At 41.4% G+C, this 11,812-nt stretch carries 8 protein-coding genes and 2 pseudogenes; 4 read left to right on the forward strand and 6 right to left on the reverse strand.

Annotated features, from left to right (window positions below; all coding sequences use genetic code 11):
- Positions 1-97 precede the first annotated feature (97 nt).
- The 4 genes from thrS (at position 98) to rplT (ending at position 3,392) form a co-directional block, all read left to right on the forward strand.
- Positions 98-2,041 carry a threonine--tRNA ligase gene (gene thrS / locus HW278_RS06600; protein WP_178977331.1) on the forward strand — a complete coding sequence of 648 codons (1,944 nt, stop codon included), beginning with the start codon at positions 98-100 and terminating at the stop codon, positions 2,039-2,041.
- Between the two features lie 91 nt (positions 2,042-2,132).
- Positions 2,133-2,630 (forward strand): translation initiation factor IF-3, encoded by a 498-nt coding sequence (gene infC, locus HW278_RS06605; RefSeq protein WP_106096058.1) that lies wholly within the window; start codon positions 2,133-2,135, stop codon positions 2,628-2,630.
- A gap of 120 nt (positions 2,631-2,750) precedes the next feature.
- Positions 2,751-2,948, forward strand: coding sequence for a 50S ribosomal protein L35 (gene rpmI / locus HW278_RS06610; RefSeq protein ID WP_002674635.1), 198 nt, complete (start codon positions 2,751-2,753; stop codon positions 2,946-2,948).
- Positions 2,949-3,047: 99 nt separating this feature from the next.
- Positions 3,048-3,392: a 50S ribosomal protein L20 gene (gene rplT, locus HW278_RS06615; protein ID WP_002674637.1), complete on the forward strand. Its 345-nt coding sequence runs from the start codon at positions 3,048-3,050 to the stop codon at positions 3,390-3,392.
- A gap of 105 nt (positions 3,393-3,497) precedes the next feature.
- Here the strand turns inward: rplT and HW278_RS06620 are convergent.
- The 6 genes and pseudogenes from HW278_RS06620 to HW278_RS06645 form a co-directional block, all read right to left on the reverse strand.
- A pseudogene (locus HW278_RS06620) lies at positions 3,498-7,393 on the reverse strand (DEAD/DEAH box helicase).
- Positions 7,394-7,503: 110 nt separating this feature from the next.
- Positions 7,504-8,463, reverse strand: a complete 960-nt coding sequence (locus HW278_RS06625; RefSeq protein WP_255493530.1) for an IS30 family transposase — start codon at positions 8,461-8,463, stop codon at positions 7,504-7,506.
- 229 nt (positions 8,464-8,692) lie between these two features.
- Positions 8,693-9,128, reverse strand: a pseudogene (locus tag HW278_RS06630) (PIN domain-containing protein).
- Entirely contained in the window at positions 9,125-9,394 is a 270-nt protein-coding gene (locus HW278_RS06635; RefSeq protein ID WP_178977332.1) for a glutaredoxin-2 domain protein, read from the reverse strand. Before HW278_RS06635 ends, HW278_RS06630 begins: the two are co-directional and overlap by 4 nt.
- An 86-nt stretch (positions 9,395-9,480) precedes the next feature.
- Positions 9,481-10,629: a hypothetical protein gene (locus HW278_RS06640; RefSeq protein WP_178977333.1), complete on the reverse strand. Its 1,149-nt coding sequence runs from the start codon at positions 10,627-10,629 to the stop codon at positions 9,481-9,483.
- 45 nt (positions 10,630-10,674) lie between these two features.
- The gene (locus HW278_RS06645) at positions 10,675-11,697 is read right to left on the reverse strand and encodes a hypothetical protein (RefSeq protein WP_178977334.1); all 1,023 of its coding nucleotides are present in this window, start codon (positions 11,695-11,697) and stop codon (positions 10,675-10,677) included.
- Positions 11,698-11,812: the final 115 nt, after the last annotated feature.

The raw sequence follows: 11,812 nt of genomic DNA on the forward strand, positions 1-11,812 counted from the left end.
TTCTAAATATTTTTCTTCATTATTTATTGTCAATTACTAATTATTTTGTACTTTTGCACTTTCTAACACAACAACACCAATTTTCAACAACAAAAAAATGATTAAAATCACACTACCCGACGGCTCTGTAAAAGAGTACCAAAGTGGGATTACTCCCGCCGAAATCGCAGCCTCTATCAGCGAGGGACTGGCGCGTAACGTCCTTTCTGCCAGCTTCAATGGCAAAACCATAGAAACCGTTACCCCCCTGACGACCGACGGTAGTTTAATATTATACACTTGGGATAGTCCCGAAGGTAAAAAAGCTTTCTGGCACTCCTCAGCGCACATCTTGGCACAAGCGCTCGAAGAGCTCTACCCCGGCATCAAGCTCACCATAGGTCCTGCCATCGCTAATGGTTTCTATTACGATGTCGATTTCAACGGCAAACCTATTTCCGAAAAAGATTTCCCTGCTATCGAAGCTAAATTCTTGGAAATCGCTCGTGGCAAACACCCTTTCAAAATGCGCCCTGTGAGCAAAGCCGAAGCCTTGTCGTACTACGCAGGCAAAAATGAGTACAAAACCGAACTCATCGAAGCCCTCGAAGATGGTACGATTACCTTCTGCGACCACAGCACCTTCACCGACCTTTGTCGTGGGGGGCATATCCCCAACACAGGCTTTGTAAAAGCCGTAAAAGTACTCAGCGCTGCTGGGGCTTATTGGCGTGGTGATGAGCACAACCCACAACTTACCCGCGTGTATGGTATCTCATTCCCTAAACAAAAAGAACTCACCGAATATCTCGAACTGCTTGAAGAAGCTAAAAAACGCGACCACCGCAAGCTCGGTAAAGAACTCGAACTCTTTACCTTCTCTAACAAGGTAGGACAAGGCTTACCTCTCTGGTTACCCAAAGGAGCTACCTTGCGCGAACGCCTCGAAGCCTTCTTGCGCAAAGCCCAAAAACAAGCCGGTTACGAGCAGGTAGTTACCCCACATATCGGTCATAAGAATTTATATGTAACCTCAGGTCACTGGGATAAATACGGGAAAGATAGTTTCCAACCCATTGCCACCCCTAACGAAGGCGAGGAGTATTTACTAAAACCGATGAACTGTCCGCATCACTGCGAGATATACAACTCACACCCTTGGAGTTATAAAGATTTGCCAAAACGTTTCGCCGAGTTTGGTACAGTATATCGCTATGAACAAAGTGGCGAGTTACACGGTTTAACCCGTGTGCGTTGCTTTACCCAAGATGATGCACACATCTTCTGTACTCCTGAACAGTTAGACGACGAGTTCAAACACGTAATCGATTTGGTGCTCTATGTATTTGGTTCTCTTGGATTCGACAATTTTACCGCACAAGTATCGTTGCGCGACCCCGAAAATCCTACCAAGTACATCGGTAGTGATGAGAATTGGGCAAAAGCCGAAAATGCCATCATCAACGCTGCGAAAGAAAAAGGTTTGAGCTATGTAATCGAAACAGGTGAAGCCGCTTTCTATGGCCCTAAACTCGACTTTATGGTGAAAGATGCCTTAGGCAGAAGCTGGCAATTGGGTACCATTCAGGTAGATTACAACCTCCCAGAGCGTTTCGACCTTTGGTATAAAGGCGCTGATAATGAAATGCACCGCCCTGTAATGATTCACCGTGCGCCTTTCGGAAGTATGGAACGTTTTGTAGCCATTTTATTGGAACACACCGCCGGAAACTTCCCATTATGGCTCAACCCGAGTCAAGCTATCGTACTATCTTTGAGCGAAAAATATGAAAATTATGCTCAAAAAGTTTTGAGATTGTTAGAAAATTCCGATATTCGCACCCTGATAGACAATCGTGCTGAAACTATGGGCAAAAAAATACGCGAAGCCGAAACCCAAAAAATCCCGTATATGCTCATTGTAGGCGAAAATGAAGAGAAAGAAGGCACCGTATCAGTGCGCAAACGCGGTGGTGAGGATTTAGGAAGTATGAGCGTAGAAGCCTTTGCTAAACTCATCAACGACGAAGTCGCTAAGTCAATTAAACAATTTGCTAATTAGCAAATTAGAATAGTGAAAGTAATTTTAAATTTAAATAGCCATCATAAAAAAAAGTAACACACCGGGCAGAGATGACAAACAACCTCATCGTATCAATCGCGACATCCGCGTTCCTGAGGTGCGTTTGGTAGGGGAAAACGTCGAAGGAGGCGTATACCCCACTCGCAAAGCATTAGAAATTGCTAATGAATTAGAACTCGATTTGGTGGAAATTTCACCAAACGCCACGCCTCCTGTTTGTAAAGTAATCGATTATAAGAAATTCCTTTATGAACAAAAAAAGCGTGAGAAAGAGATGAAAGCCAAAGCTACCAAAGTAGTAATTAAGGAAATTCGCTTCGGCCCTCAAACCGATGACCACGACTATGAGTTTAAGAAGAAACACGGCGAGAAGTTCCTCAAAGAAGGCTCCAAAGTAAAAGCCTACGTATTCTTCAAAGGTCGTTCTATCATCTATAAAGACCAAGGGGAAATTCTCCTCTTGCGCCTCGCCACCGACCTCGAAGACTATGGCAAAGTAGAACAAATGCCTAAACTCGAAGGAAAACGTATGACGATGTTCCTCGCACCCTTACCCAAGAAAAAATAATCCCCTCCCTAACCCTCCCCCAAGGGGAGGATAAAAATGAGGGCAAAAATAAACTCCCATAACTCCCCTCCTTGGGAGGGGCAGGGGAGGACGGAATTATATCAATAAAAATCTAAGCAAATGCCAAAAATTAAAACTAAATCTGGAGCTAAAAAGCGCTTCAAGCTCACCGGCTCTGGTAAAATCAAGAGAAAACACGCGTTCAAAAGCCACATCTTAACTAAGAAAGCTAAAAAACGCAAGTTAGCACTCACCCACGCTACGCTCGTTCACTCTAACGACGAAGCAAGCGTGAAGAAACAATTAGGCTTAAAATAATTGTTTAAATAGTAGGAAATTAATAACCGTGGAGTAGGTACCCCTAAGCGTTTGTTTTAAGCACAAACCACCTGCTACAAAAATTAAAAAAAGGAATTTATGCCAAGATCAGTAAATGCTGTAGCTCGTAGAGCTCGTAGAAAAAAAATAATGAAGCAAGCCAAAGGTTTCTTTGGCCGCAGAAAAAACGTTTGGACGGTAGCCAAAAACGCTGTTGAGAAAGCAATGCAGTACGCTTACCGCGACCGCCGTAACAAGAAGAGAACCTTCCGCGCTTTGTGGATTGTGCGTATCAACGCAGGAGCTCGCTTGCACGGATTGTCTTACTCTCAATTTATGGGTAAACTTAAAGCAGCTGATATCCAGCTCAACCGTAAAGTTCTTGCCGATTTGGCAATGAACCACCCCGAAGCGTTCAAAGCTATTGTAGAAAAAGTAAAATAAACGTTTAACTAAAGATATAATTCCGTATAGAAAAAGCGACTCCTTAGGAGTCGCTTTTTTATTTTTCTTGTTACGGTCTTTCTGATATTCCACCTGCCTGTGCACTCATTTCGCCCATTTTCTTTTGTAGTCAAAGCCGGCGTTGAGCAATATTTTTTCTTTGTGCAGGTCTTCTAAATAGGCTAAATCGTTGTTGTAAAGAGGTTTGCTGAGGCATTCTACAGCTACAGGCTTGCCTTCTTTGGGCTCTAACAAAATATCGATAGTATAACCCCCAAACTCGTAGTCCATTGTAATACGCTGGTCGGGGTATTTTTCTTTGAGCTGACGGTAGGTTTGTTCTTTGAAAGCACTTTTACTTTGCTGGTCGATATCGGTGTGTTTGTGTCCGTAGAGGTCGAGTTCCGATAGGATTTCACGGCGAAGGGCATCATTGCCGTCGCTTACAGCACGGGCGTAGGCGAGGTAGGCGTAGAGCACAGCGCGGCGGTTGTTAGTGCCTTCTTGCGCTAAAGCCTCTTTATAGGTGGCTAACAATTCTTCGGGGATAGAGTTGCACACGTATATCTGTTCCTTGGCGCGGGTGATAATCACGTTCAGCAGTTTGTAGCCTTTGGAGAAGTTCAGCGGACCAAAACTCTGTACGAACTTGCCGCCTTTCTTCTTGCCATAAGTTACCGATAAGATGATGATATCGCGCTCGTCACCTTGTATGTTTTCCAAGTTCTTGATAAAGAGTCCTGCTTGTTCTAAGGCGTTGATTTTCTCGCGGAAAGCCGTTTGAGTAGGGTCGTTTTGCTTTTGGAGTATCTGTTTGCGTATGTAGTTGCGCTGGGTGATATTGAAAGTCGCAATCCCTACCGATGGGTAACTACCGTCAGGACGAGGCTCTATTTGTGAGAGGATACGCAACACTTCGGCGGCTTCCTCACGGTTGATATGCTCATCGAAAGTGCCATTTACCTGAGTAAAATGGATAGGGATACGATTTTCGGTGCTGGGTAGCGGACGCAATCGGGCGTTGTAGAAAGCGTGGTTAGAAAAATCAATCAGATAAGGGTGTTTAGAACGATAGTGAAAATCTAAATGGTTCTTACTGAATTGGTATTCCAAAGCGTAATCCAAGAGCGACTCTATGTTTAGCATCGCATTTTTGTAGGTGAGTACTTCATCTTCTTCCTCGTTGTCGTCCTCATCTTCAGCACTACCGTCGAATACTTTGCTAAAATAGTTAGACGGAGGCATTTGGTGTTCATCACCTGCAATGATAATTGTCTTGCCTTTGAGCATAGCCGGCAGGTTGTCTTCAAGTTTCAGCTGACTCGCCTCGTCAAACACTACATTGTCGAAATAGAAATTCTTACCCTCAAACAGATTGCAACAAGCATCGGGGGTGGTGAGGATAATAGGGAAGAAACTCGTAAAGAGGTCAGTGTCCTTCATCGCTATTTGTCTCAAGGTAAGTCGGTTGTGTTTTTCACTTTTGCGCTTGTTGTAGAGGTTTGCCACAGTGAGCTCTTTGTTGGTCTCTTCAAACGTTTTTACAGCTTTGCGTTGCTGGGTATTCCAGTAGCCCTCGATAAAATCTTTTTGGGCAGAGGCGAAGTAGTGTACTTTCTTTTTAAAATCGGCATAATCGCGCTCGTTGAAGTTTAGCGTATCATCGGCATTTCGTTGCAAGAGCAAGGTGTAATAGGCGTAGAGGAAGGAAGCTTCCCAATGGGTTACTTTGGTAAGTGATAAAACAATGCGCTCTTGGAAATCGTTGAGCGATTGGAAGAATGCAAACCACTCATACTGTGTTACCAAAGGCTGTGCAGGGTCGGCTTGATAGCTGTTGTAAGTCGCTAAACTGCGGGTGATAAAGGCTTCAAACTCGGCAAAGGTATTGCCAAAATTGATAGTGTCGAGCCAATTATCAGCTTCTATACGGTTTTTAAGCGATTTTACTTCGCTTATGAGCTTGTCTAAATCGGTATTCACAAACGAGCGTTCGTAGTAATTCAGCAGGTCTAAGGCAGCAAAATCAGCATTGGCTTTGCTGTCGAAATCGGTTTGCGCTTGAGCAATAGCAGGAGTGTACTCGGCGATAACAGTTTTGTTGAGTAATAAGTTATCCGAAATAGCAATCGACGAAAAATTGCGATGCAAACTGAGCGCTTTAATTGCAGTACAGAGTTCTTGCAAGCGTTTTTGGGTTTTCAGCACCTGCTTTTTCTCGGCAGAAAAGAGTGCTGAGAGTTTATAGAAGAATCCTTTGGTGACCTCTGGTCGATACACAGGTGAAGTGGGGGAGAGGGTAGCGGTAATCAGCTCATAATCATTGCGATATTGCGCTAAGGTATCCAACTGTTGTATAAATTCTTCTTTGCGTTTGTGCAAGTAATAGGCTTTATAAACAGCTACCTGCTGCTGGATAACCTCCCACTGCTGGGCGTATTGCTTGAAGGCTTCGGCGAGTTGTTGTTGGGTGTTAAACAGATTGGTAGCGGTGAGTTTTTTGGGGTTTAACAAATGATTTTGAGCGTAAGGCGCATACCGCTGATAGAGCGCCTCACCTTGTTGCCAAAGGAGAGCGAGAGAGGCAAACTCTTCATCGGTAAACTGAAACGAAAAAGCCGAGAGGTCAAGGTCTTCTCTATCAGTTTCGTAACGCATTAACTCCGCCATTACATCTGTCCACGACAGTTGGTTGAGGAGCAGTTGGTTGAGTTTGTGGTGAATAGCATTGATATCCGTTGTGATTTTGCGCATTGCTTGCACTTGTTCGGCAAGGAGATTTTCGAGGAAGGCTGGTGTTTCTTTTTTAAACTCGGCATTATCAATATGGTTACGCACAGCATCAACAATGAACCTACGGTCGGCAATAGCATCTTTTATCATTGTACAATACCTGCCCAAACCTTTGTTTTTCAAGGCGTTGTAGAGCACTTCGAGGGCTGTTTGTTTCTCGCAGACTACTAATGTTTTCTGTTTGTTTTCCAAAGCATTGATGAGAATCGCCGTGAGCGTTTGGCTCTTGCCCGTACCTGGGGGACCTTGAATAAGTATTTTCTGCTGACTTTTCAGCGATTCCAAAATCAATTGTTGAGAGGGGTCGGTTTCAATAGCACTTAGCGATTGGAATTGTTCGTTGGCTGTTGTCTGCAAAGGCACAAATTCCTTTTTCAGCGATTCGTAATCGTTGATGATATTCTGCTTTTGCACTTCAAAGAGGGAGAGGATACCGCTTTTTTCTATAAAAGCATCACCCTTGTTAGGCAAAAGTTCCTCGTACTCCACTTTGGTTTTTAGGGGAAGAATTTCGGTATAGTTGTTCAGCAGGAAATCCAAGTTTTGGGTAACTTTCAGTTGGTTGAGGATATCCGAGCAAAGAGAGAGCAGTTCAGGTTTATCGATTTTGCCATCTTCCAGCATCTCGTCGGGGATAGGTTTAAGGCTTACGCCCGAATCGTTTTGCAGGTGGTTGATGAGCACCTCATTTAGGTAGATAGGATCTTCCTCATTGCGGCTTATCACCCACGTATTCATTTGGGTAGCAGGCTTTATCTTCACCGACCAAATTAGGATAGGTGCCACCGTTAGTTGTCCGTCGCCCATATCGCGGCGCAACAGTATGGGGAAGCCAAAGCCGAGTGTGTTCACCCCTTTTTCGGAAGTGATAACCTCGCTTTGGAACATCAGGTTTTCGATACTATCTACAAGTTTTTCTAAGATAGCCTCACGTTCTTTAGGTATATTTTTAGAGGCTTGTCCCCCTTGGGGGAACGGGGGATATCTATATCCGTACTTTCGGTATCGTGAATAGAAAACGAAAAGTTGAGGTTGCGTAAAGTGAGTAAGTCGAGAATAAAGCGTTCGGGCAAGCTCTTGAATATAGCCGAGAGACGTGCGATATCAAACTTGTAGCGCGAAGCACCAGGAAGTGCATTGAGGTGCACGCCACGACGGTTACCCACTTTCAGTTTGTTTTGCAGAGCAGTAAATACTTCTTGGTTCATCTTCTGTGAAATGCTAAAATAACGAGGCAAAGGTAGTGTATAATTAGTAGATAAGCAAGTACACTCATTAACAAATAAGTAACGCCCATTCCACCATCAAGTGCAATTTTTCAGATTACTTTCTGATAGAATAAATCTTTAGGTTTTTCAAAATCTAATACTTTTCTTGGTCTATTATTAATTTTATATTGATATTCTTTAATTTCTTTATCTGTAATATTTTTAAAATCAGTATTTTTAGGTATGTATTGCCGTACAAGACCATTGGTGTGTTCACTAAGACCTCGCTCCCAAGAACTATAAGGATGAGCAAAGAAAAATTGTAGGTTCAATTTCTTTTCAACTCGCTTAAAATCAGAAAATTCATTACCATTGTCAGCAGTAATTGTCTTTATATAGTTTTTGTAAGGCAAGGTCATATCTATAAGTTCATCTGCTAATGATTTAGCTTTCTTTCCTTCTTTTAACTTTTTCATAAATAACATTTTAGTAGTCATTTCAACCAATGTAAGTATCGCTCCTTTATTTCCTGCTCCTACAATTAAATCTATTTCCCAGTGTCCAAACTCTGTTTTCTGACTTATAACCTCAGGACGTTCTTCAATAGACTTTTTATCTTCTACTTTCTTTTTACAAGTGTACAATGCTCTACTTCTATGCTTAAGCTGATGACGAGTGTGTTTGTATAGTTCGCCTCCGTTTTCTTTGTCTTGGTGAATGAAATTATAGATAGTTGTTTTTCCAACCATTGGTATTCTATTTTTTTTACAATACCCTACAATTTGCTCAACAGACCACTGTTCTTCAGTGATATGCTTAATAACAAAAACTTTCATTTCTTTAGTAAATTTACGTTCTTTCCTAAAACGTTCTTTACGCTCTTCTGAGATTTCTTGAGCTACTTTTGGACTGTATTTTCCTGTCTTTGTTTTGTTTCTTGACAGCTCTCGACTGACGGTAGAGGGATTACACTCTGCATAAAGAGCAATATCTTTTTGTTTGATTCCGCTTGCTTTTAAAGCAGAAATTACCGACCTTTGCACCAAATTTAAATGCTTATATTCTTTCATTGTCATTTACAAAGAAAAGCATTTATTTTGAAAGAGAAAAGACTTTTATAGTTTTTTCTCTTTTTTTATTTTTCAGAGGGTTGCCCCTTAGAGGCAAAACCCTCTGAAAAATAAAAGTTTTACTAAAAATTACTACTTAAAATTGCAATTATTAGTGGAACTTACATAATCTTAGCGTAGCAGTCGTAGCACGGCAAGTTTTGTTTGTGATATGAAGCTATTGTTGTTTTTAAGTTCTCTTCTTGTAGCGTTTAGCTTTAAGGTCTTTGGTTGTTACACAAATGTCGTATCCCTTTTCTTTTAAACTTTAAGTCGCAAGTCCAGATTTTATGTCCTTTCTCAAGGTGAAGTGCAATAAAAGGATAGTCATCAGGGTCTATTGATTGTGCTATATCTTTAGCTTTGTTTATATATTCCTTTGGAATATCTTTAACTTTGAAAAAAGTAATATTCTGTATAAATTCTTTGAGAAGGGCACTTGCTTGTTGTTTAGACAAATGATTGTCTTTCATAATTTCAGGCAAGTGCTTTTCTACCTCATCTAAAAGATAGTCAGGGGCGGTAAACTGAATTGTTTTCTTTTTATCACTCAATATGGTAGCTATAACTCCTTTTGGTTTATAGAAACAGCTATAAATAATGTTGGTGTCCGAAATTACTATCATATAGCTTGTTTTTCTTCTAATTTTGCAAGGTCTTCGTCCCAACGACGTGCGATGTTTTTATTAGATTCTTTAGACATTGCCATAATTTTATCACGGTATTTAATTGGAATACCGTACTCGTCTTCTTCAACTTCTTCAGTTGTTGCGGGTATTACTTTTTTAGCCTCTTTTGTTTTGGTAACCTTTACAAAGTCAAGACTTTTTGCGTACTTTATAAAGCTCATCGCCATTGGGCTATCACTGGTAATAGTAAGAGTATAAGTCATAATATTCTGTATTTTTTGAGGCAAAAATATAAAACTTTTATCAATTAACAAAAAGGTTTCTTCTGAAGGTCTTTCTAGCTTCTTTTCTAATCTATATACTCCTCAAACCACTCTTGCACCTTCTCTTCTTTAATTGTAAAAGGAGCGCAGGCAGCCAACTGCTGTAGAGCTTCAGCGGTATCGGCACGTTCTTCAGTTTCGATGTTAGGCAGGTTGTTTATCACCTGCATAAGCGCTACTAAAAACCCTTTAGCCTCTTTTTCATCTTTAGCCTTTTTAATAGCTTTGAGCGCAGCTTTGTAGGCTTTCATCGCTTCACGTCCGTTTTTGCCTTCCCAATTAGTAAATGGAATATTGTACTCGGTGGCAAACCACGTTTTCTTGCGCAACTGCGATACCGAAGCATACTCAAAACTATGAGTCTTGTTTACCTCTTTCAGCTCTTCTTTCAGGCGCTTGCCCGTGAGTTCTTCGGCATTCCAAACAATAAAATAATTGAGATCTTTCCACGTGCTCAGCGGTGGGAAGCCCGTCATATCAGGGCAGTAGCGCACCCCTATAGCAGTAAGCTGGGGTATCTGTGCCAAAGCCTCAAAGTTGCAAAGGCTTCCCCATAAAGTTACACTTTTAAGCTGTTTGAACTGTAACAGACTCCCGCAGTCAAACGCTTGCCCTATTATAGGCATACTTATTTCAATCCTCTCGATGTCTTTCAAAGCAGGAAAGTGAGGCAGAACGACAGGCTCATTACTCTTCTTATCAGTCTCAATACCAAAAGTAATATTCTTTACCCCCATAGTGCTTTCTATTGTTATCTTATCCGGATTCCCCCCAAGAACAACACTTCGCAAGTATGTATTATCGAGCTTGATAGAAAACTCGAATCCGTTGTTATGCACAGATAAGTGTCTTATTTGAGCATTAGTAAAATCTACTGAAGCAGGAGCGAGTAACTTCCAAACAAAATTTTCAATCTCGTGTCGTTTTGACCATTCTATAAAACTACTATCGTTGCCTATGTAATAGAAACCGCGAGGCCAGTTACCTCCTGCGGGTACTTCCAAACCGTTAAAAGCCGTCCATTGTATAGGCGTATCGGCATCAACGTAGGCATCAGCTTTTTCGCCCATCTTTTTAGGAGCAATGCTAAAGCCCCCTTGTCCAGCGGATATATTTACGGTGTGGCTGTTTTCTCCCGTAAGGGAAAGTCTGAATTTTCCTATGGGTACTATCATAGTGTGATTATTTTTGCGCAAAAATAATAAATAATAGACAATCTTTTACTTCAAGTAGCTGATATTTCCGTTCTCGAAAACCCCTATCCCATTTTGGGAGGTGAGGAACAGCAATTTGCCTCTCACAAGTAACAACTTCTTTATCGCCATTTTAGCACCCATAGCCAAGGGCTCTCTCTCCCAGCGAAGCTTAGGTTCGCAGAGCAGTTCTAAGTTGCCTATTTTTCCGCTTTCAGATAAAAAGGTTTTGTAAATACCCTTTTGGGTGGCAATATAGAGCGTTTGGGTCACAGGGTCAATGGTGGAAGCTCCTATAAAAAGACGGTTGTTTAGGTCAAAATCATCATCATTGAGTATTTTCTCGGCAGTGTAATTGTCTATCTTAAAAATATCGCTTGAGTTGATGAGATGTTGTAAGCCCGAAGCAATATACACGGCATCGGTTTTGCCATCACTGAAAATGCTCTGTGAGAAAAACAATCCTAGCTCAAGGTTTTCGATAGAGCGGTTAAGAGGTTTGCGTTCCTTGCTATCGAACAATTGGAAGCTACCGCCAAATTCACCATAAAAATTGGTCATCCAAATCACGTCGTGCGCATCAACGAACACGCAAGAAGGAAAGCGAAAGAACTCTTTTGCGCGCTTTTCTATCCTAATACCTACAGTGGTCTGCTGCGGAAAGGCTGTCCAATAAGTTTGGGTAAGTGGTGCGTAGAGCGCATTGCGGATAATGAGATAAGGTTCGTTTTGCGAATTGAAAACAATATGTTCTATAGTATAAGGCTTTTGCATTGCGTGCAGTAATTGCAAACCTTTATCAGAAAGGGTGAAGAGTTTACCGTCGTTCGTGCCTACTACTACGTTTTGTTGTTTGTCCGAACCGATTGCCGTAAAAGTAAATCTTGAATTATGAGTTACAGTCTTTTTCTTTTCGGTAGAAAGATTCCAGCACTTGATTTTACCGTCAGTTGTGACGGCATAGAGCAGGGAGTCTTTGGCAATCATATCCTTAATAGTAGGTTGGGCAAAGGTAAAGCAAGAGACGAAAAAGGCAATGAATTTAAGCATTTTAGAGTTTATTATTTAGAGAGCAAAGATAAGAATAATTAACTGAATTGCCTAATTCAGTAATATACTAATTTTGCAGTTTTTTTTAATCATTTTACATTTTCAACATTTTTCT

It is taken from the genome of Capnocytophaga sp. oral taxon 902, assembly GCF_013394735.1.
Taxonomy (GTDB): domain Bacteria; phylum Bacteroidota; class Bacteroidia; order Flavobacteriales; family Flavobacteriaceae; genus Capnocytophaga; species Capnocytophaga ochracea.

What these genes read in the sequence shown, in the direction of transcription:
- HW278_RS06645 (WP_178977334.1), bottom strand. Translation starts at nt 11,697, where the DNA reads ATGCTTAAATTCATTGCCTTTTTCGTCTCTTGCTTTACCTTTGCCCAA.
- rplT (WP_002674637.1), top strand. Translation starts at nt 3,048, where the DNA reads ATGCCAAGATCAGTAAATGCTGTAGCTCGTAGAGCTCGTAGAAAAAAA.
- rpmI (WP_002674635.1), top strand. Translation starts at nt 2,751, where the DNA reads ATGCCAAAAATTAAAACTAAATCTGGAGCTAAAAAGCGCTTCAAGCTC.
- HW278_RS06640 (WP_178977333.1), bottom strand. Translation starts at nt 10,629, where the DNA reads ATGATAGTACCCATAGGAAAATTCAGACTTTCCCTTACGGGAGAAAAC.
- thrS (WP_178977331.1), top strand. Translation starts at nt 98, where the DNA reads ATGATTAAAATCACACTACCCGACGGCTCTGTAAAAGAGTACCAAAGT.
- HW278_RS06625 (WP_255493530.1), bottom strand. Translation starts at nt 8,463, where the DNA reads ATGAAAGAATATAAGCATTTAAATTTGGTGCAAAGGTCGGTAATTTCT.
- HW278_RS06635 (WP_178977332.1), bottom strand. Translation starts at nt 9,394, where the DNA reads ATGACTTATACTCTTACTATTACCAGTGATAGCCCAATGGCGATGAGC.